The sequence below is a fragment of the Duganella levis genome (assembly GCF_009857605.1).
In the GTDB taxonomy this organism is placed as follows: domain Bacteria; phylum Pseudomonadota; class Gammaproteobacteria; order Burkholderiales; family Burkholderiaceae_D; genus Rugamonas; species Rugamonas levis.
Window position 1 is genome coordinate 93,300 of record NZ_WWCT01000005.1, and the last position, 19,264, is coordinate 112,563.

Genomic DNA, 19,264 nt, shown 5'->3' on the forward strand with positions numbered 1-19,264 from the left:
CAGAACCGACTGATTCTGCCAGCCTTGCTTTTAGCGTTGCATGCCCCAGCGCCGCACGGTGAAGGTTTCCAGTGGACGGAATACCACGTTTTCCACCAGCAGGCCGATGAGGATGACGGCGGCCAGGCCGGCAAAGACTTTGTCAGTGTAGAGCTCGCTGCGGTTCTGGAAGATGTACCAGCCCAGGCCACCTTGCCCACCGGTGGTGCCGAATACCAGCTCTGCGGCGATCAGCGTGCGCCAGGCGAAGGCCCAGCCGATCTTCAGGCCGGACAGGATGGACGGCAGCGCCGCCGGCACCAGGATGTGCAGCACCAGCCGCAGTCCGTGCAAGCCGTAGTTGCGGCCGGCCATGCGCAGCGTCTCCGGCACCGCCTGGAAGCCGGCATAGGCGCCCAGCGCCAGCGGCCACAGGACCGCGTGGACGATGACGAACAGCAGGCTGGCCTTGCCCAGGCCGAACCACAACAGCGCCAGCGGCAGCAGGGCAATCGCCGGCAGCGGGTTGAACATGGCGGTCAGCGTTTCCAGCAGGTCGCGACCGATGCGGGTGGAGGCGGCCAGCGCGGTCAGCACGAAGGCGGCCACGATGCCGGCCAGGTAGCCTTGCACCAGTACCGCCAGCGAGATGCGGATGCGGTCCAGCAGCTCACCATTGACGATGCCGTCAACAAAGGCGCGCGCGGTTTGCAGGAAGGTCGGCAGCAGCAGGTCGTTGTCGGTCCAGCGGGCTGCGGCTTCCCATAGGATGGCCAGCAGGATCAGGATCAGCGTCTTGCGCAGCCAGGCTTGCTGCCAGGCGCGTTGGGCCAGTGGCGGCAGCGGATCGGCGGCGCGCAGCGTAGGCGCGGCGACGCTGTACTCGCGCTCCTGTCGGATTGGTGGATCGAGGACGAGGCTCATAGACCGTCATTCCGGCGCACGCCGGAATCCATAGAACGCTTAACGGCACGCTCAGCATGGTCACCGGCGTGCGCCGGTGAGACGGCAACGGCGGTGGCGGCCTCGCCGAACAGCAGCCCGTGAATGCGCTGCGTGGCCGCCTGAAACTCCAGGCTGCCGGCGCTGGCCAGATCAAACTGGTGACTATTCAACTCCGCCCTCACCTGCCCGGGATGCGGCGACAGCAACAGGATGCGATTCCCCACCACCAGCGCCTCCTCAATCGAATGCGTGACGAACAACAGCGTAAAGCGCAGCTCCTCCCACAAGCGCCCCAATTCCTCCTGCATCTTGCGCCGCGTGAGCGCGTCGAGCGCGGCGAACGGCTCGTCCATCAGCAGCACCTCCGGCTGCATCGCCAGCGCGCGCGCAATCGCCACGCGCTGCTTCATACCGCCGGACAGCGTGTGCGGATGCGCATCCTCAAAGCCGCTCAAGCCCACCTTGCCAATCCAGTGCATGGCCCGCTCGGCCGCTTCGTGACGGCTCACGCGCTTGGTCATCAGCAGCGGGAACATTACGTTCTCTTTCACCGTCTTCCACGGCGGCAGCTGGTCAAACTCCTGGAACACCACAATGCGGTCCGGCCCTGGTCCGCGCACCGGCGCGCCGTTGATGGCGATGCTGCCGGCCGCCGGCGCAATGAAGCCCGCCGCCGCCTTCAGCAACGACGACTTGCCGCAGCCCGAAGGCCCCAGCAGCACAAAGCGGTCGCCGCGATACACGTCGAAGCTGACATCGTGCGTAGCGCGCGTGCCGCCATATTCCAGGCTCACGCCTTCGGCGCGCAGCAGCGGCGCGATGCCCCCGGTCGGGCTGACGATTTGCAGGCTCATGATCCGTGCACAATCACAGGATCTTCAAAGAAGTAATCGCGCCAGCTGGCCGGCTGCTTCTTGATCGCGCCCACGCGGTACAGGAACTGCGCAAGGCCGTAGGTGTTCTGCGGCGCCACGCTGAAGTTCACCTGCGGATTCTTGATGATCTTTAAAATCAGCTCGCGATCCACCTTGCTCTTGCTTATGCGCAGATAGGTATCGGCCGCGCCTTCCGGATTCTTGGCCACATACTGCGCCGCTTCCGCCAGCGCGGCGGTGAAGGCGCGGTAGGTCTTCGGATTCTCGTTGCGGAATTTCTCGGTGGCGTACAACACGGTGGCGGAACTCGGACCACCCAGCACATCGTAGGAATTCAGCACGATGTGCGCATTCGGATTGCCGGCCAGTTCCTGCTCCTGGAACGGCGGATTGCCGAAGTGGCCGTTGATCTCCGTGCCGCCCGCGATCACGGCGGTGGCGGCATCCGGATGCGGCAAGGTCTGCGTGAATTTATCCAGCCGCGCAAACTCCTTGTCGCCCCACTGCTTGGCCGCCGCATATTGCAGGATGCGCGACTGCACCGACACCGTCACCGCCGGCAGCGCAATGCGGTCCTTTTCGGTCAGGTCGGTGATGCTCTTCACCTTGGGATTGGTGCTCACCAGGTAGTAAGGGAAGCTGCCCAGCGACGCCACGCCCTTCACGTTCTGGCGGCCATTGGTGCGGTCCCAGATGGTCAGCAGCGGACCGACGCCGGCGCCGGCGATATCAATGGCGCCCGACAGCAGCGCATCATTCACCGCCGAACCGCCGGACAGCTGCAGGCGCTCCACCGTGATATCGACGCCGAGCTTCTTGCCCTGCTTCTCGATCAGCTGCTGGTCCTGCGCCACGTTCAGCAGCAGGTAGACCACGCCGAACTGCTCGGCGATGCGGATGCGGCCTTCGGCATACGCGGGTGCAGCGAAGGCGAAGCTTAGCGCCAAAGTGGCGGCGGTCAGTTTGAACATGGTGATCCTCGGTGGATTAAAAAGGCACGTCGCCTTCAATGGTGGTGCGATACAGCTTGCGGCGCAGATGCGCGGGCGTGCCGGCCGCCAGGTGCATCAGCGAGCGGTTATCCCAGAACACCATGTCATGCGGCGCCCAGCGATGACGGTACACGTGCTCCGGCCTGACGCTGTGCGCGAACAACTCATCGAGCAGCGCGCGGCTTTCGTCATCCGGCAGGCCGACGATGCGGGTGGTGAAATGCTCGCTCACGAACAGCGCCTTGCGGCCGGTTTCGGGATGCGTGCGCACCACCGGATGGACTACCGGCTTGACCTCGTCGATCTGCGCCTGCGTCAGCGCCGGGCGGAAGGGACTGCGGCGGCGCAGTTCTTCGTACTGGGTGAGATAGCTGTGCTCAGCGCGCGCGCCGTGCACGGCGTTGCGCAAGGCGGCCGGCAGCGTGTCATAGGCCAGATGCATATTGGCGAACAGCGTATCGCCGCCTTCGTCCGGCAACTCCTGCGCGTGCAACATCGAGCCGAGGCTCGGCGTCTCCTTGTACGACAGGTCGGAATGCCAGAAGTGGCCGGCGTCGCCCAGGCCGATCGGCTGGCCGTCCTCGATGATGTTGGAGATGATCAGCACTTCCGGGTGCGAAGGCAGTTGGAAATTGCGCAGCACATGGATTTGCAGCGGCCCGAAACGGCGGCTGAAATCGACTTGCTGCTGCGGCGTGATGCGCTGGTCGCGGAACACCAGCAGATGGTGATCCAGATGCGCCTTGTGAATGCGCTGGAACTCGCGCGGCGGCAGCGGGCGGTTCAGGTCCAGCCCAAGAATCTCGGCGCCCAGCGGCGCATCAAACAACTCAACCTGAAAAGCATCTTGCAGAACGGCAGCCATGGCGCACACCCGAGGAAATATGTGCGATACAGTCTATGCCGCCGTCCTTATTTAGAAAACGAAGCTTATCCGATATCGTTATGCGTCTTTCGCATCCAGGTGCGGCGAATCGCGGCGTTGGCCGGATCGGACACGAAACGCGCCACAGCGGCGGCCACCAGCGCCGTCAGCAGGATAAACACCAGGAACCACGGCAAGGTAGCCGCGTAGCCCAGCTGCGGCTTGTCGACCACGTTGCGCAGCGCCGCCAGCACGATGATGTGGAACAGGTAAATCTCATAGCTGTGGCGGCCCAGCCACTGCAACACGCCCGGCTTGCCGCGCGCTTCGCCGGCGCCGAGTATGCAGCCGGCGGTGGCCAGCGCCACCAGCGTGAAGCCAAAGACTTCATGTCCATGAATGCCGCGCACGTAGAGTGCCGCCAGCACCAGCCCTGACAGCCACCTCAACACCAGCGCCTGCCGCGCCGTGGCTTGCCAGCGCTGCATCAGCAAGGCAGTGACGCAGCCGATGGCGATCGCATCGAAGCAGGCCAGATAGCCGTACATGAAATAGATTTCGTTGTCGGTATGCTGGCTGCGGTACACCGGCCCGGCCACGATGGCGACGGCGCACAGCAGCAGGATCGGCAAGCGCTTGCGCAGCAGCAGGCAGGACACCGGCAGCAGCAGATAAAACATTTCCTCTACCGACAAGGACCAGTAGACGTTCAGGCAATAGTTGAAATAGCCGGCGCTCTGCATCAGCTGGTTATGCCAGAAGGTCAGGATCGAGCCGACCGCAATCAGGAAATAGCTGTGCGGCAGCGCGTCGTTGTCGAAGAAAGGGATATCCAGCAGGCCCAGCGCGACGATGATCGCCAGCGCCAACAGCAGGCAAGGGAGGATGCGGGCGGCACGATACACGTAGAACTCGCGCAGCTTGATGTGCGCCAGGTCGCCCCAGCGCCGCAGCGACATCGACACGATCAGGTAACCGGACAGGGTGAAAAAGATCGTCACGCCGAAATTGCCCTGATAGGCGGCGCGCCGCAACCACGCCGGCAGCAAGCCGATCGGGCTGTTTTTCAGATCGTAGGCCAGCGCAAAATGCAGCACCAGCACGCATAAAATCGCCACACCGCGCAAGGCGTCAATGTGCTGATTCCTGCTGTTTGAACGTGTTTCCAGAACGTCTCCCGATTATGCGACACAAGCCACGATTATGTGACAAGTGTCGCATAACGGTCAAGCATCAGCTCGCTGAGGCGGTGTCGTACTTGGCCAGACGCTGCTGCACGGCCGGCGCCAGCTGGTCGCGGGCGCTGACAGCGATGCCCATGTCTTGCAGCTTGCCGTCGTTGATGCCGTACACCCAGCCATGCACGGTCAGCTCCTGGCCGCGGTCCCAAGCGTCCTGCACGATGGTGGTGGCGCAGACGTTGGACACCTGCTCCACCACGTTCAGCTCGACCAGGCGCTCCGAGCGCTTTTGCTCGTTGACCACGGTGCCCATGTAGCGCTCGTGCTTCTGATGCACGTCGTGCACATGGCGCAGCCAGTTGTCGACCAGGCCGACGCGGGTGCCCATCATGGCCGCATGCACGCCCTTGCAGCCGTAGTGGCCGACGATGATCACGTGCTTGACCTTCAGCACATCAATCGCGAATTGCAGCACCGACAGCGCGTTCAGGTCGGAGTGCACCACCACGTTGGCGATATTGCGGTGCACGAAGACGTCGCCCGGCAACAGGCCCAGCAGTTCGTTCGCCGGTACGCGGCTGTCGGAACAACCGATCCACAGGTACTCCGGTGCGGCTTGATTGGCCAGCCGGCTGAAGAATTCGGGGTCGCGTGCGACTTCCGACTCCGCCCAGCGACGGTTGTTCTCAAGCAGGCCGCGCAAAGGGGACGTACTGTTTTTCAGACTTTCCATGATTTCCTCTCGTACATAAGAAGACCGCCGGTCTGCCCAAAATAGGCAGCGCGGCGGTCCGATATTACCAAGCCGGTGTGACCATCAAGTTACTCAAAGAAGTCCTTGACCTTGTCACGCCAGGTTTTCGTCTGCGGGCTGTGCTTGTTGCCGCCCTCGGTGGTCGACTTTTCAAAGTCACGCAGCAGGTCTTTCTGCTTGTCGGTCAGCTTGACCGGCGTTTCCACCGCTACGTGGCAGAACAGATCGCCCGCGAAGCCGGAACGCACGCCCTTGATGCCCTTGCCTTTGAGGCGGAAGGTTTTACCCGACTGGGTGCCTTCCGGGATCGTAAACGATACTTTACCAGACAGCGTCGGCACTTCGATTTCTCCGCCCAAGGCCGCCTTGGCGAACGAGATCGGCATTTCGCAATGCAGGTCGTCGCCTTCGCGCTGGAACACCTGGTGCGGCTTGATGTGGATTTCCACGTACAAGTCGCCCGATGGTCCGCCATTGGTACCCGGTTCGCCGTTGCCGGACGAACGGATGCGCATGCCGTTGTCGATGCCGACCGGGATCTTCACTTCCAGCGTCTTGTTACGCTTGATGCGGCCCTGGCCCGAGCAGGCGGCGCATGGTTCCGGAATGATCTTGCCGGTGCCATGGCATTTCGGGCAGGTCTGCTGGATGCTGAAGAAGCCCTGCTGCATGCGCACCTGGCCATGGCCGGCGCACGTCGAGCAGGTCACCGGCGAGGTGCCTGGCTTGGCGCCGGAACCGTTACAGGTGTCGCACTTGTCCCACGACGGCACGCGGATGGTGGTGTCGAAGCCGTGCGCTGCCTGTTCCAGCGTAATTTCCAGGTTGTAGCGCAGATCGGCGCCACGGTACACCTGCGGACCCTGGCTGCGGCCGCGGCCGCCGCCACCGAAGATGTCGCCGAAGATATCGCCAAAGGCATCGCCGAAACCGCCGGCGCCGCCGCCGAAGCCGCCGCCGCCCGCATTCGGATCGACGCCGGCATGACCATAGCGGTCATACGCCTCGCGCTTTTCCGGATTGGTCAGCATCTCGTACGCTTCTTTGACTTCCTTGAATTTCTCTTCCGCGTCTTTGCTATCCGGATTGCGGTCCGGGTGGTATTTCATAGCCAGCTTGCGGTAGGCCTTCTTGATCTCGTCTTCGGTAGCGCTTTTAGCCACACCGAGTATTTCGTAGAAATCACGCTTTGCCATAGTGTCGGGATCCTGCTTCTATTCTGTACTGATTTATGCGAAAAAGCCGAGCCGGCGGCGGTGCCACACGACTCGGCGTAGTCACCCCGCCTGCGCGGGAATGACGATTACTTGCTGTCTTTGACTTCTTTGAAGTCGGCGTCCACCACGTCGTCCTGTGGTTTGGCCTGTTCAGCACCGGCGCCTGCGCCTGGCGCTGCACCTTCACCGCCGGCGGCTTGCTGCGCTTGCATGTCGGCGTACATCTTCTCGCCCAGCTTCTGCGACGCGGTCGACAGCGAGGCCACCTTGGCGTCGATCTCGGCCTTGTCGCCCGATTTGATCGAGGCTTCCAGGTCGGTGATCGCCGCTTCGATCTTCTCTTTTTCGCCGGCTTCCAGCTTGTCGCCGTATTCGGTCAGCGATTTACGGGTCGAGTGTACCAGTGCGTCGGCCTGGTTGCGCGACTCAGCCAGTTCTTTCACTTTCTTGTCTTCTTCAGCGTTGACTTCAGCGTCTTTCACCATTTTCTGGATTTCCGCTTCGGTCAGACCGGAGTTGGCCTTGATCGTGATCTTGTTCTCTTTGCCGGTGGCCTTGTCTTTGGCGCCGACGTGCAGAATGCCGTTGGCGTCGATGTCGAAGGTCACTTCGATCTGTGGCGTGCCGCGCGATGCTGGCGGGATGCCTTCCAGATTGAACTCGCCCAGGCCTTTGTTGCCGGCCGCGATTTCGCGCTCACCTTGGTAAACCTTGATGGTCACCGCAGGCTGGTTGTCGTCGGCGGTCGAGAACACTTGCGAGAACTTGGTAGGAATCGTGGTGTTCTTGTGAATCATCTTGGTCATCACGCCGCCCAGGGTTTCGATACCCAGCGACAGCGGCGTTACGTCCAGCAGCAGCAAGTCTTTGCGTTCGCCCGACAGTACCGAACCTTGGATGGCGGCGCCAACTGCAACGGCTTCGTCCGGATTCACGTCTTTACGTGGCTCCTTGCCGAAGAACTCTTTAACTTTTTCCTGCACCTTAGGCATACGGGTCATACCGCCGACCAGGATGATGTCGTCGATGTCGGTGACTTTAACGCCCGCATCTTTGATCGCGGTTTTGCATGGCTCGATGGTAGCGATGATCAGCTCTTCCACCAGCGATTCCAGCTTGGCGCGGGTCATTTTCAGGGTCAGGTGGACCGGCGCGCCGTTCGCCATGGCGATGTACGGCTCGTTGATTTCGGTCTGCTGCGACGACGACAGTTCGATCTTCGCGCGCTCGGCCGAAGCCTTGATGCGTTGCAGGGCGATCGGATCTTTTTTCAGGTCTAGGCCGTTGATCTTCTTGAACTCTTCGATGATGTAATCGATGATGCGCTGGTCGAAGTCTTCGCCGCCCAGGAAAGTGTCGCCGTTGGTCGACAGCACTTCGAACTGCTTCTCGCCATCAACGTCAGCGATTTCAATGATCGACACGTCGAAAGTACCGCCGCCCAAGTCATACACGGCGATCTTGCGGTCGCCCTTTTCGGTCTTGTCCAGGCCGAAAGCCAGCGCCGCAGCGGTTGGTTCGTTGATGATGCGTTTGACGTCCAGACCAGCGATACGGCCGGCGTCTTTGGTGGCCTGACGCTGCGAGTCGTTGAAGTACGCAGGTACGGTGATGACGGCCTCGGTGACTTCTTCACCCAGGTAGTCTTCTGCGGTTTTCTTCATCTTGCGCAGCACTTCCGCCGAGATTTGTGGCGGCGCCAGTTTTTTGTCGCGCACGCTGATCCAGGCATCGCCGTTGTCGGCTTTGGTGATGGCGTAAGGCATCAGACCGATGTCTTTCTGCACTTCCTTCTCGTCGAATTTACGACCGATCAGGCGTTTGACCGCGTACAGCGTGTTCTTTGGATTGGTCACGGCCTGGCGTTTTGCCGGCGCACCAACCAGGATTTCACCATCTTCTTGGTAAGCAATGATCGATGGCGTCGTACGCGCGCCTTCGGCGTTTTCGATTACCTTTGGCTGACCATTTTCCATGACGGAAACGCAGGAATTCGTGGTTCCCAGATCGATACCGATAATTCTACCCATGATTTTCTTCCTTATTTGCTAGAGTTCAGATGGTACTAATATGTGGAAAAGCTCTGTGATTTCAAGAGCTTAAATTTTATTTGGCTTGCGCTGCGGTGACGATGGCCGGACGCAGCAGGCGGTCGGCGATCATATAACCTTTTTGCAGCACGGTAACAACGGTATTGGCTTCCTGGTCGGCAGGCACCACGGCGACGGCCTGGTGCTTGTTCGGGTCCAGCTTCTCGCCCTGCACCGGTTCGATGGCGATCAGGCGGTTGCGTTCGAAGGCGGCGGACAGTTGCTTCAGCGTCATTTCCACGCCTTCTTTCAACGATTCCAGCGTTGGCGCTTCGACTTTCAGTGCCATTTCCAGGCTGTCCTTGACCGGTACCAAGGCCTCGGCAAAGCTTTCGACGGCAAATTTATGCGCCTTGGACACGTCTTCCTGGGCACGGCGGCGGATGTTTTCACCATCGGCTTTGGCGCGCATGAAGGCGTCATGCATTTCAGCCAGCTTGGCTTCGGTGTCGGCCAGTTGCTGTTCCAGCGACGGCAGGCCGCCCTCTGGAGTCGATGGCGGGGCCGACGCAGCGGCTGCTGCCGCCTCTGGATTAGGGGGTACGGCTTGATTTTCCTGATCTTGCATCTAGAGACTCCTACGATCGTATTTGTTTGACATGACTTGTATTACCGCTGTGGCAGTAAATGGGGCAATAACCTACAACTTCAAGGGTTTATTTTCCCTGCCATTTCGACAACGTTAAGTTTGCATCAGGCGGCTATTTTAACAGGCTGGCACTCGTCACCCGCAAGTGCTGATTGTCGGGTGACGGCGGGATGGCGGAAGGAATGTTGCTTTTCAGTCGGCAGCGCCAAGCTGCACAGCGGCGGCACGGGCGACTTCCGCATCTTTTTTCAGTAGCTCGCGCTCGGCCGGCGCCAGCTTGGTCGGCCAGCCGATGATGTGCTGCTCGGCGATTTCCGCCAGCGCGGCGATCCAGGCCGGCGAGTCGTTCAGGCAGGGGATGTAGTGGAACTCTTTGCCGCCGTTCGATTCGAAGTCATGCCGCACTTCCATCGAGATTTCTTCCAGCGTTTCCAGGCAGTCGCTGATGAAGCCGGGACAGATCACGTCCAGCCGCTTGACGCCGTCGCGCGCCAGCTGCGCCACGGTCGGCGCGGTGTACGGCTGCAGCCACTCGGCCTTGCCGAAGCGCGACTGGAAAGTGACGATGTACTGGTCCGGCGTCAGCTTGAGGGCGGCGGCCAGCAGGCGCGCGGTCTTCAGGCATTCGCAGTGGTAGGGGTCGCCCAGCATCAGCGTGCGCTTCGGCACGCCGTGGAAGCTCATCACCAGCTTTTCCGGCTGGCCGTGCTGGTCCCAGTGGTTCAGCACCGACTGCTGCAAGGCGCGGATATAGCCTTCGTGGTCGTGGTAGTTGCGGATGAAGCGCAGCTCCGGGATGTTGCGCACGCTGCCGTAGTGCTGGAACACGGCGTCGTAGATCGAGCCGGTGGTGGTGCCGGAATATTGCGGATAGGCGGGCAGCACCAGGATGCGGTCGGCGCCGTCGGCTTTCAGTTTGGTCAGCACTTCCGGCAGCGAAGGCGAGCCGTAGCGCATGGCCATGGCCACCGTCAGGTCTTCGTGGCCGCGCTCGCCGAGAGCGGCGCGCAGGCCGAGCGCCTGGGCGGCGGTGTTGGTGCGCAGCGGCGAACCTTCGCGGGTCCAGATGGTGGCGTATTTCTTGGCCGACTGGCCGGAACGGAATGGCAGGATGATCAGGTTGAGGATGAACCACCAGACCGCCTTGGGAATCTCGACCACGCGCGGGTCGGACAGGAATTCTTTCAGGTAGCGGCGCACGGCGGAGCGGGTCGGCTCATCCGGCGTGCCCAGGTTGACCAGGACGATGGCGCTGCGGCCGGTGGTGCCATGCTTGTGCGGAGGTTCTTTTTGGAAGGTCATGAATGGCTTAAGGTTGAGTACCGTCAGCCCGTATCTTAATGTATAAGCTTGGCAACCGCGACGGCAACGCCGCTCATGACCGTGGTAATCGCGAACGCGGTGACAATAAACCACTTGATCAGCCGGGTTTCCAGCCCGGCGAGGTCGGCCTTGGTGGCCAAGTGCGTCAACTGCGCGTCAATCACATCCAGCCGCGCCTCGATCCGCGAAAGCCGCTGCTTGACCTCTTCGGCAAAGAATTCCAGCTTGCCAACCCGTTCTTCGATCTCCACCATCGCCTCCTTTAGTGGATAAGCTTGGCAACCGCGACGGCAACACCGCTCATGACGGTGGTAATCGCGAACGCGGTGACAATAAACCACTTGATCAGCCGGGTTTCGAGTCCCGCGAGGTCGGCCTTGGTGGCCATGTGCGCTTCCATCGCGTCAAGGCGCGTTTCGATGCGAACCAGTCGTACTTTCGCGTCCTCAGCGAAAGCTTCCAGCCGGTCCACTCTGAGTTCCAGATCCATCACTGCCTCCTTGTAAAGGGCAATGATCAATCTTAGCGCGTTTAGCCGGCGCTGGACTGAGCTATATCAAGAGGCCAGCAGCTCGCGGGCGTGCTTGCGGGTGGTGGCGGTGATTTCCAGTCCACCCAGCATGCGGGCGATTTCCTCCACCCGCGACTTGGAATCCAGCACGTCGATACGCGAGGCGGTCTTGCCGTTGTCGAGCGTGCCCTTGGCCACCTGAAAATGCTGGCCGGCCTGGCTGGCTACCTGCGGCAAGTGCGTCACGCACAGCACCTGGCGCTCCTGGCCCAGACGCCGCAGCAAACGCCCCACCACTTCCGCCACGCCGCCGCCGATGCCGCTATCCACCTCGTCGAAGATCAAGGTCGGCACCGTGGTCGCGTTGGACGTAATCACCGAAATCGCCAGCGAAATCCGCGCCAGCTCACCGCCCGACGCCACCTTGGCCAGCGAGCGCGCCGCCACGCCGGCATGGCCGGCCACCAGGAATTCCACCTGCTCCAGCCCATACACCGCCGGCTCGGCCGCATGCAGCGCCACTTCGAAACGGCCGCCGGTCATATTCAATTCCTGCATCGCCCGCGTGACCGCCTCGCCCAACGCCGCAGCGGCTTTGGCGCGCGTGGCCGACAGTTTCTGCGCCTCGGCCATGTAAGCAGCCTTTAGCTTTTCTTCCTGCTTGCGCAAGCCTTCCAGATCGCTGGCGTCGGCCAGCTGCAACAGCCGTCCGGCCAGCTTGGTATGCTCCTCCGGCAGTTGCTCTTCCGGCACGCGGAACTTGCGCGCCGCCGAATGGATCGCATCCATGCGCGCTTCCACCGTGCGCAGGCGCGACGGATCGAGATCCACCCGGTCCAGATAATCGTTGAGCGCATACACCGCTTCCTGCAACTGGATGCGCGCTGGCTCGATCAGGTCGACAATCGGCTGCAGGCCGCTGTCGATATCGGCCAGCTTGCCCAACTTCTGGTTCAGCGACGACAGCTGCGACAGGATCGGATGATCCTCGGCTTCCGAAATCACTTCCAGCGCCTCCTGCGCGCCTTCCAGCAAACTGGCGGCGTGCGACAGCCGGCTCTGCTCATTGCTGACCTCCAGCCACTCGCCCGGCTTGACCGCCAGCTTTTCCAGCTCGTTGACCTGCCACTCCAGCCGCTCGCGCTCATACAGCACATTGGCGGCATTGGTCTCGAATTCCTCCAGCTGCCTGGCCAGCGCGCGCCAGGCGCGATACGCCGCCGCCACCGCGCGCGCTTCGCTGTCGGCGCCGGCCTGGCCGTCCAGCAGCACGCGCTGCGCCTCGGTCTTCATCAGCGACTGGTGTGCGTGCTGGCCGTGGATGTCGACCAGCATGTCGCCCAGCTCGCGCAGTTGCGCCGCCGTCGCCGCGATGCCGTTGATGTAAGCCTTGCTGCGGCCGGCGTTGTCGATCACGCGGCGCAGCAGCGCCCCGCCCTCTTCCATCGCGAATTCATTGGCGGCCAGCCAGTCGCGCGCCTGCGCGCTGACGGCGAAATCGGCCGTAATGTCGGCCTTGGCCGCCCCTTCGCGCACCACGCTGGCGTCGCCGCGGCCGCCCAGCGCCAGCGTCAATGCATCGATCAGGATCGATTTGCCGGCCCCGGTCTCGCCGGTGAACACCGTAAAGCCGGCGGAGAATTCCAGTTCGATCGACTCAACGATCACGAAATCACGGATGGACAGGGTACGCAGCATGGAGACCGTTAGTGTGGCGTTAGTGTAGTTAAACGAGTTTGCCCTCACCGGACGGATACTCATTCCAGTGCAGCTTTTCGCGCAAGGTGTTGTAGTAGCTCCAGCCTTCCGGATGCAGGAAGGTGATCGCATGCGGCGAGCGCCGGATCACGATCTGGTCCTGCGCTTGCAGGCTGGCGAAGGTTTGCATGTCGAAGTTGACGCTGATATCGCGTCCGCGCACGATTTCCACCACAATCTGGCTCGACTCCGGCAGCACGATCGGCCGGTTGGACAGCGCATGCGGCGCAATCGGCACCAGCACGATGCCGCCCAGCGACGGATGCAGCAGCGGCCCGCCGGCCGACAAGGCGTAGGCGGTGGAGCCGGTTGGGGTGGAGATGATCAGGCCGTCAGAGCGCTGGTTGTACATGAACTGGCCGTCGACATCGACGCGCAGTTCGGCCATGCCAGCGCCGGTGCCGCGCATCACCACCACGTCGTTGACCGCCATGCCGACATGGATCGACTCGCCGGCGCGCAGCACATGGCCTTCCAGCAGCGTGCGGCGCTCGGCCTGGTAGCTGCCGCTGAGGATGCGCGCCAGCACGTCCAGCATGCCTTCGAGGGGAATGTCGGTCATGAAGCCGAGCCGGCCCTGATTGATGCCGATCAGCGGCACATTGAACGGCGCCAGCTGGCGCGCAATGCCCAGCATGGTGCCGTCGCCGCCCATGACGATGGCGGCGTCGCAGCCGGCGCCGATGCCGGCCGCGTCCATCACCGGCACTTCGTTAAATTGCGGCCCAAGGTGGGCGGCGGTCTGTTCTTCAAACACCACCTTGTAGCCGCCCCGGCGCAGGAAATCGACCACGCTGGACACCGACTCGGCGATGCCGTCGGTATTCGGGCGCACAGCCAGTGCGATAGTGTGAAAAACGGCGTGCGTGGCGGTCATAAAAATCTCGGCTTTAGGCTAGGGCAGGAACACGCAGGAGGGTAACCCATATCGCCTGCTTCGGCTATCACCGCTAGCGTCGCCACTGTACATTTAAACAGTATTTAATGCAAGCATCACACTCAGTGGGCTGTCATCGCTCCCAACGCCCCCGCCAGACCGAGCGCCACTGCTACCGAAATCGAATAGAAGAACATCAGCACCGACCAGCGCACCAGCGTGCCGGCGCGGCTGCTGTGATACACGCGCCGCATCGCCCACGGCAGGTAGCCCAGCAACCAGCACCACAGCGCAAAGTCGACCACGCCGACCTTGATCACCAGCATCAGGCTGAAGATCAGGAAGGCAAAGGCATTGGTGTGCAAGGCGAACAGCACGTGCTCGCCAAAGCGGCGGCCTGAGCCGATGTAGAGGATTTTCAGGTACAGCGCAAACACCGGCATCAGGCAGAAAATCGCATACGGCGCATAGTGGTAGAAGCCGGCCTGCAACGCGGCCTTCTGCTGCTCGCGCGACATCGCGTTCAGCCCTTGCCACTTGTGGCGCAGCGTCTGCCAGCCCTTCTCGTCCAGCCATTGGTCGACCTCATCGCGCGCCTTCGAGTGGGCTGCGGATTCATGCTCGCCCGGCTCGCTGACGCTGGCCGGGGTGGCCGGCGCCGGTTTGGCCGCCTCTTTGGCCGCCGCTCTGGCCGCAATGCGCGCCGCTACCCTGGCGGCCTTGTCACGCGCGCGCGACTCGACGTCCTCGTCCTTTTCCATCGCGGCGATGGCGGCCTCGGCGGCGGCGGCGCTGTCGTCCTTGGCCGGGATGCTCACCGTCAGCTTGTCGAGCTCGCCGGTCTGCTTGGCCGCCTGTTCGACGACGGCCGCTGGCGCGGCGGTTGGCTCATCCGCTTCGTCCGCACCATTCTCAATGCCATGGCCGCCGAACTTCAGCAGCGCAAAGAACAGCAGGCTGAACGACAGATACAGGCGCAGCGGCTGCACAAAGCGCACCCGGCGGCCACGGATGTATTCATTGGTCAGCATGCCCGGCCGGAACAGCAGGCGCACCAGCGATCCCCACAGCTTGCCTTCGAGCGCGACGTAGTGGCCCACGAACTCGTTCAGGAACTCGCGCGTGCTGGCGTGGTGCAGCACCGCTTCCTGGCCGCAGTTGGAACAGTAGTGGCCGCTCAGCGGGGTTTCGCAATTGGCGCAGTTTTCCGGCGTGACAGCAGTGCTCATCCAAGTATCCGATCAAGAAATATGGTCTAAATGATAAACGACTTCCAGCATTAGTTGTCGAAATTCAAGGTGGCGACTGACGCAAAACCAACTGATTATGATGGCCTTATGACAATGCCACGGAGAACGCCATGAAAGATCAGCACATCAACACCGACGCCAAAACCAAAAACGACGGCGTCGAACGCATGCCGCACGAACGCGACGAATCCCCGGACGGCCACGGCAATAAGCAGCACAGCATCATCCAGCAGGCCGCCAAGGACATCGACAGCGGCATGGTCGACACCGACCGGCACAACCAGCCAGGCGTGCAAAAACCGCGCCCGGACGCCAAAGCGCAGCCGCAAGCCAATACCAAACAAGATTAACCAGGAGTTGCCACCCATGCGCCCGTCCTTCGCCGCCCTCCCCTTGCTGGCCCCGCTGCTGGCCCTTGCACCATTGTGGGCCGCCGCCCAGAGCTATCCGGCCGGCTTCGGCCCCAGTCCGGCGCTGCCCGAACCGGACCGCAAGCTGATCCCGACCGTCAACATCGCGCCGGCCTCGTCGTGGGCGGCGCAGGAACAGCCGACCGCGCCGGCCGGCTTCAGCGTGACACCCTATGCGCGCGGACTCGACCATCCACGCTGGGTCTACGTGCTGCCCAATGGCGACGTGCTGGTGGCGGAGACTAACGCCCCCGCCAAACCGGACGACGGCAAAGGCATCAAGGGTATGGTGATGAAGCAGGTGCAGAAGAAAGCCGGCGCCGCCACCGAATCGGCCAACCGCATCACGCTGCTGCGCGGGCTGGACGCCAAGGGCGTGGCGCAGACCCGCACCGTCTTCCTCAAGGGCCTGAACTCGCCGTTCGGCATGGCGCTGGTCGGCAAGGACCTGTATGTGGCCGACACCGACGCCGTGCTGCGCTTCCCCTACCAGGAAGGCGCCACCACCATCACAACGGCCGGCGCCAAGGTGATGGACCTGCCGGCCGGCACCATCAACCACCACTGGACCAAGAACCTGATCGCCAGCCCGGACGGCAAATACCTGTATGTCACGGTCGGCTCCAACAGCAACGTGGCCGAGAACGGCATCGACGTGGAAAGCGGCCGCGCCGCCATCTGGCAACTGGAGATCGCCACCAGCAAATCGAAGCTGTTCGCCACCGGCCTGCGCAACGCCAACGGCATGGGCTGGGAACCGCAGACCAAGACCCTGTGGACCACCGTCAACGAACGCGACGAACTGGGCAACGACCTCGTGCCCGACTACATGACCTCGGTGAAGGAGGGCGGCTTCTACGGCTGGCCGTACAGCTACTTCGGCCAGCATGTGGACACGCGGGTGTCGCCGCAAAAGCCGGAACTGGTGGCCAAGGCCATTGCGCCGGACTACGCGCTGGGCGGCCACACCGCCTCGCTGGGACTGACGTTCTATGAAGGCACGGCTTTCCCGCAAGCGTATCGCGGCGGCGTCTTCATCGGCCAGCACGGTTCGTGGAACCGCAAACCGCTGAGCGGCTACAAGGTGGTGTTCATCCCGTTCAGCAACGGCAAGCCGTCCGGCCCGCCGCAGGATTTCCTGGCCGGCTTCCTCGACAAGGATGAGAAAGCGCGCGGCCGTCCGGTCGGTGTGGCGGTCGACAAGCAAGGTGCGCTGCTGGTGGCGGATGACGTCGGCAACGTGATCTGGCGCGTGGCGCCGGGGGCGGCCCCGACAGCGCAAACCGCCAGCCGCTGATAAAATCCGTACTCGGCTTTTATCTACAAGGATTTACCATGCGCATTTTGCACACCATGCTGCGGGTCGGCGACCTGCAGCGTTCCATCGATTTCTACACCACCGTTCTCGGCATGAAGCTGCTGCGCACCAGCGACAACCCGGAATACCAATACACGCTGGCCTTCCTCGGCTACGGCTCCAACCCGGACCACGCCGAGCTGGAACTGACCTACAACTACGGCACCACCAGCTATGACCTGGGCAACGCCTACGGCCACATCGCGATTTCGGCCGAAGACATCTACAGCACCGCCGCTGCGGTGAAAGCCAACGGCGGCAGCGTCACCCGCGAACCGGGTCCGGTCAAAGGCGGCACCACCGTGATCGCCTTCGTCACCGACCCGGACGGCTACAAAATCGAACTGATCGAACGCAGCTTCGACGGCCAGGGCGGCGGCCTGTAAGCGTTACACCGCGGCCGTACCCAGCGCGGTGCAGGCCGCAATCACCAGCAGGCTGACGGGGTCCTTGCTTACATACAGCAACGGATCTTCGTTGACCTCACCCCGGAACGACAGCATCCACAAGCGTCCCAGCCACAACATGGCCAGCGGCACAATGCCGAACAGCCAGGCCGGATGATGGTAGAGCTTGAGCACGTTCTCCGAATTAAAGTACAACATGAAAATCACTACCGACACGATGGCACTGTTGATGCCCAGCATGCCGATCGGCTGGCGGTCGGCCGTGGTATAGCCGCGCCCCGAGGTTTTCTGCTTGCCGGCGCGGTCCAGGTTGAACAACTCACTATGCCGCTTCAGCAGCGCCAGCGATAGAAACAGGAAGAAAGAAAACGCCAGCAGCCAGAACGACGGTTCGATGCCGGTGGCGGCGCAGCCGCCCAATACGCGCAGCGTGTGCAGCAGCGCCAGCATCACGGTGTCCACCATCATCAGGCGTTTCAGGTAGACCGAGTAGGTGACGGTGGCCGCGAAATAGATGGCCACTGCCAGCAGCAACAGCCAGCCATAATGGGCACACAGGCCAAGAGCAATCAGCGCCAGCAATCCGCTGGCCACGCGCGCCAGTCCGGCCGGCAACGCACCGCTGGCCACCGGACGGTGGCGCTTGCCAGGATGGCGGCGATCGTCCTCAGCATCCAGCACGTCGTTCAGCAGGTAGGCGCTGGAGGCGCACAGGCAAAACGCCACGAAGGCGACCAGCGACTGTAGCACGGTGTGCACGCTGATGGCGTGGCCGGCCAGCATCGGCACGAACACCAGCAGGTTTTTCAGCCAGTGGCGCGGCCGCAGGGCTTTCCACAAGGCGCGTATGACGGACGGACGCTGCAGCTGTTGCGGGCCAGTCGTCATCATTCTTGCACGCGAGTCTGGCGGCGCGTCAGCCACGCGGCGCTGTAGATAGCGGCAAACGGCACCAGCATCGGGTACAAGCCCCAGACGGCGCGACCCTCGACCCGCACGCACAGCGCGGCGTACAGCGGCGGCAACGCCATCAGCACCAGCAGCGATTTCAGCGGTTTTAGTTGCACCAGCGCTTGCAGTGCCGGGGCAGCCGTGGCCCGCGTCAGCATGCCCAGCAATGCCAGAGGCAGCACCAGACCGATGGCGCTGGCGATCGACGCCAGCGAGCGCACATCCTTCAGCGCGGCAATCAACGTTTGCACGCTGGGCGCCCAGACATAACTCGGCAGGCCGGGAATCAGCCACCAGCGCACCGCCACCATCCAGGCGCCGGCCACCGCCAATGCCAGCAGCCCGGCTGGAATGCTGATGCGGCGCGTCGCCAGCAACCACACCAGCAGCAGGATGTTCTCTTCACGAACGGCAGACGCGGTCACGCCGACCAGCGCCGCCAGCCATGGCTGGCCACTCACCACCGCCAGCACAAAGGCGGTGCGGGCGCAGATCGAGGCCGGGTCGGTTAGCAGATACGGCGCATACCAGTAAGTCGGCACGGCCAGTATCATCAGCAGGCCGGCAATCACGGCGGCCTTGCGCGAAGCGCCCACGCGCAACACGGTCAGCGCCATCATGATGGCCGTGGCGCTGATGCACAGCCAGTTCAGCAGCGCGAAGCTGTTACGGGTGTCGCCAGGGATCGCTGCGGCGACCGCCGGCGCCAGCAGACGGTAAGGGAATGGTGCGCGCAATGCGCTGGCCGGCACTTCGCCGCGCAGATAGCGCGCGGTATCAAAGTAGGCTTGCGAGTCTTCGACCGTGCCGCCCCAGCGCCACATCATGACCAGGAGCGCCAGCACGGCAAAGCTGCCGGCCAGCGCTATCCATTGCTTAGGATTCAATTTCACTGGAGTTGCCATTTGAGTTTACTTATTTATTAATATTAAT

At 62.5% G+C, this 19,264-nt stretch carries 20 protein-coding genes; 3 read left to right on the forward strand and 17 right to left on the reverse strand.

The annotated features are described in order from the left end of the window. Positions 1-30: 30 nt before the first annotated feature. The 15 genes from GTP69_RS08500 to GTP69_RS08570 form a co-directional block, all read right to left on the reverse strand. On the reverse strand, positions 31-903 hold the full coding sequence (locus GTP69_RS08500) for an ABC transporter permease (RefSeq protein WP_161054472.1): 873 nt from the start codon (positions 901-903) through the stop codon (positions 31-33). Next, positions 900-1,778 carry an ABC transporter ATP-binding protein gene (locus GTP69_RS08505; RefSeq protein ID WP_161054473.1) on the reverse strand — a complete coding sequence of 293 codons (879 nt, stop codon included), beginning with the start codon at positions 1,776-1,778 and terminating at the stop codon, positions 900-902. The genes GTP69_RS08500 and GTP69_RS08505 overlap by 4 nt, the downstream gene beginning before the upstream one ends. Further along, positions 1,775-2,770 carry an ABC transporter substrate-binding protein gene (locus GTP69_RS08510; protein ID WP_161054474.1) on the reverse strand — a complete coding sequence of 332 codons (996 nt, stop codon included), beginning with the start codon at positions 2,768-2,770 and terminating at the stop codon, positions 1,775-1,777. Before GTP69_RS08510 ends, GTP69_RS08505 begins: the two co-directional genes overlap by 4 nt. Before the next feature lie 16 nt (positions 2,771-2,786). Next, complete coding sequence (locus tag GTP69_RS08515) at positions 2,787-3,656, reverse strand: TauD/TfdA dioxygenase family protein (RefSeq protein ID WP_161054475.1); 870 nt, start codon at positions 3,654-3,656, stop codon at positions 2,787-2,789. Positions 3,657-3,721: 65 nt separating this feature from the next. Continuing rightward, positions 3,722-4,783 (reverse strand): acyltransferase family protein, encoded by a 1,062-nt coding sequence (locus GTP69_RS08520; protein WP_267874575.1) that lies wholly within the window; start codon positions 4,781-4,783, stop codon positions 3,722-3,724. Positions 4,784-4,889: 106 nt separating this feature from the next. Beyond that, positions 4,890-5,570: a carbonate dehydratase gene (gene can / locus GTP69_RS08525; RefSeq protein ID WP_161054476.1), complete on the reverse strand. Its 681-nt coding sequence runs from the start codon at positions 5,568-5,570 to the stop codon at positions 4,890-4,892. Between the two features lie 89 nt (positions 5,571-5,659). Continuing rightward, the gene (gene dnaJ, locus GTP69_RS08530; protein WP_161054477.1) at positions 5,660-6,787 is read right to left on the reverse strand and encodes a molecular chaperone DnaJ; all 1,128 of its coding nucleotides are present in this window, start codon (positions 6,785-6,787) and stop codon (positions 5,660-5,662) included. Positions 6,788-6,894: 107 nt separating this feature from the next. Further along, positions 6,895-8,838, reverse strand: coding sequence for a molecular chaperone DnaK (gene dnaK / locus GTP69_RS08535; protein WP_161054478.1), 1,944 nt, complete (start codon positions 8,836-8,838; stop codon positions 6,895-6,897). Positions 8,839-8,914: 76 nt separating this feature from the next. Next, entirely contained in the window at positions 8,915-9,466 is a 552-nt protein-coding gene (grpE, locus tag GTP69_RS08540; RefSeq protein ID WP_161054479.1) for a nucleotide exchange factor GrpE, read from the reverse strand. A gap of 213 nt (positions 9,467-9,679) precedes the next feature. Beyond that, entirely contained in the window at positions 9,680-10,789 is a 1,110-nt protein-coding gene (gene hemH / locus GTP69_RS08545) for a ferrochelatase (protein ID WP_161054480.1), read from the reverse strand. 35 nt (positions 10,790-10,824) lie between these two features. Next, a complete protein-coding gene (locus tag GTP69_RS08550; RefSeq protein ID WP_161054481.1) occupies positions 10,825-11,064 on the reverse strand; it encodes a hypothetical protein in 240 nt (79 codons plus the stop codon). A gap of 8 nt (positions 11,065-11,072) precedes the next feature. Further along, positions 11,073-11,300 carry a hypothetical protein gene (locus GTP69_RS08555; protein ID WP_110845690.1) on the reverse strand — a complete coding sequence of 76 codons (228 nt, stop codon included), beginning with the start codon at positions 11,298-11,300 and terminating at the stop codon, positions 11,073-11,075. A gap of 66 nt (positions 11,301-11,366) precedes the next feature. Further along, a complete protein-coding gene (gene recN, locus GTP69_RS08560; RefSeq protein WP_161054482.1) occupies positions 11,367-13,019 on the reverse strand; it encodes a DNA repair protein RecN in 1,653 nt (550 codons plus the stop codon). 28 nt (positions 13,020-13,047) lie between these two features. Further along, complete coding sequence (locus tag GTP69_RS08565) at positions 13,048-13,956, reverse strand: NAD kinase (RefSeq protein WP_161054483.1); 909 nt, start codon at positions 13,954-13,956, stop codon at positions 13,048-13,050. Between the two features lie 122 nt (positions 13,957-14,078). Continuing rightward, positions 14,079-15,185: a DUF3667 domain-containing protein gene (locus GTP69_RS08570; RefSeq protein ID WP_161054484.1), complete on the reverse strand. Its 1,107-nt coding sequence runs from the start codon at positions 15,183-15,185 to the stop codon at positions 14,079-14,081. Between the two features lie 131 nt (positions 15,186-15,316). On the opposite strand from GTP69_RS08570, the gene GTP69_RS08575 reads away from it, so the two are divergent. The 3 genes from GTP69_RS08575 to gloA are packed head-to-tail and all read left to right on the forward strand — an operon-like array spanning position 15,317 to position 17,359. After that, positions 15,317-15,556 (forward strand): hypothetical protein, encoded by a 240-nt coding sequence (locus GTP69_RS08575; protein ID WP_161054485.1) that lies wholly within the window; start codon positions 15,317-15,319, stop codon positions 15,554-15,556. A gap of 16 nt (positions 15,557-15,572) precedes the next feature. Next, positions 15,573-16,913 carry a PQQ-dependent sugar dehydrogenase gene (locus GTP69_RS08580; RefSeq protein ID WP_161054486.1) on the forward strand — a complete coding sequence of 447 codons (1,341 nt, stop codon included), beginning with the start codon at positions 15,573-15,575 and terminating at the stop codon, positions 16,911-16,913. A 38-nt stretch (positions 16,914-16,951) separates the two neighbouring features. Continuing rightward, the gene (gloA, locus tag GTP69_RS08585) at positions 16,952-17,359 is read left to right on the forward strand and encodes a lactoylglutathione lyase (protein ID WP_161054487.1); all 408 of its coding nucleotides are present in this window, start codon (positions 16,952-16,954) and stop codon (positions 17,357-17,359) included. A gap of 3 nt (positions 17,360-17,362) precedes the next feature. Here gloA and GTP69_RS08590 read toward each other — a convergent pair whose 3' ends face one another. Together GTP69_RS08590 and GTP69_RS08595 are read right to left on the reverse strand one after the other, a co-directional pair. Then, the gene (locus tag GTP69_RS08590; RefSeq protein WP_161054488.1) at positions 17,363-18,271 is read right to left on the reverse strand and encodes a UbiA family prenyltransferase; all 909 of its coding nucleotides are present in this window, start codon (positions 18,269-18,271) and stop codon (positions 17,363-17,365) included. Beyond that, positions 18,268-19,224: a hypothetical protein gene (locus GTP69_RS08595; protein WP_161054489.1), complete on the reverse strand. Its 957-nt coding sequence runs from the start codon at positions 19,222-19,224 to the stop codon at positions 18,268-18,270. The genes GTP69_RS08590 and GTP69_RS08595 overlap by 4 nt, the downstream gene beginning before the upstream one ends. Positions 19,225-19,264 lie beyond the last annotated feature (40 nt).

What these genes read in the sequence shown, in the direction of transcription:
- GTP69_RS08505 (WP_161054473.1), bottom strand. Translation starts at nt 1,778, where the DNA reads ATGAGCCTGCAAATCGTCAGCCCGACCGGGGGCATCGCGCCGCTGCTG.
- GTP69_RS08580 (WP_161054486.1), top strand. Translation starts at nt 15,573, where the DNA reads ATGCGCCCGTCCTTCGCCGCCCTCCCCTTGCTGGCCCCGCTGCTGGCC.
- GTP69_RS08515 (WP_161054475.1), bottom strand. Translation starts at nt 3,656, where the DNA reads ATGGCTGCCGTTCTGCAAGATGCTTTTCAGGTTGAGTTGTTTGATGCG.
- GTP69_RS08570 (WP_161054484.1), bottom strand. Translation starts at nt 15,185, where the DNA reads ATGAGCACTGCTGTCACGCCGGAAAACTGCGCCAATTGCGAAACCCCG.
- gloA (WP_161054487.1), top strand. Translation starts at nt 16,952, where the DNA reads ATGCGCATTTTGCACACCATGCTGCGGGTCGGCGACCTGCAGCGTTCC.
- GTP69_RS08555 (WP_110845690.1), bottom strand. Translation starts at nt 11,300, where the DNA reads ATGGATCTGGAACTCAGAGTGGACCGGCTGGAAGCTTTCGCTGAGGAC.
- GTP69_RS08500 (WP_161054472.1), bottom strand. Translation starts at nt 903, where the DNA reads ATGAGCCTCGTCCTCGATCCACCAATCCGACAGGAGCGCGAGTACAGC.
- GTP69_RS08590 (WP_161054488.1), bottom strand. Translation starts at nt 18,271, where the DNA reads ATGATGACGACTGGCCCGCAACAGCTGCAGCGTCCGTCCGTCATACGC.
- hemH (WP_161054480.1), bottom strand. Translation starts at nt 10,789, where the DNA reads ATGACCTTCCAAAAAGAACCTCCGCACAAGCATGGCACCACCGGCCGC.
- grpE (WP_161054479.1), bottom strand. Translation starts at nt 9,466, where the DNA reads ATGCAAGATCAGGAAAATCAAGCCGTACCCCCTAATCCAGAGGCGGCA.
- GTP69_RS08550 (WP_161054481.1), bottom strand. Translation starts at nt 11,064, where the DNA reads ATGGTGGAGATCGAAGAACGGGTTGGCAAGCTGGAATTCTTTGCCGAA.
- recN (WP_161054482.1), bottom strand. Translation starts at nt 13,019, where the DNA reads ATGCTGCGTACCCTGTCCATCCGTGATTTCGTGATCGTTGAGTCGATC.
- GTP69_RS08565 (WP_161054483.1), bottom strand. Translation starts at nt 13,956, where the DNA reads ATGACCGCCACGCACGCCGTTTTTCACACTATCGCACTGGCTGTGCGC.
- can (WP_161054476.1), bottom strand. Translation starts at nt 5,570, where the DNA reads ATGGAAAGTCTGAAAAACAGTACGTCCCCTTTGCGCGGCCTGCTTGAG.
- dnaJ (WP_161054477.1), bottom strand. Translation starts at nt 6,787, where the DNA reads ATGGCAAAGCGTGATTTCTACGAAATACTCGGTGTGGCTAAAAGCGCT.
- GTP69_RS08575 (WP_161054485.1), top strand. Translation starts at nt 15,317, where the DNA reads ATGAAAGATCAGCACATCAACACCGACGCCAAAACCAAAAACGACGGC.
- dnaK (WP_161054478.1), bottom strand. Translation starts at nt 8,838, where the DNA reads ATGGGTAGAATTATCGGTATCGATCTGGGAACCACGAATTCCTGCGTT.
- GTP69_RS08510 (WP_161054474.1), bottom strand. Translation starts at nt 2,770, where the DNA reads ATGTTCAAACTGACCGCCGCCACTTTGGCGCTAAGCTTCGCCTTCGCT.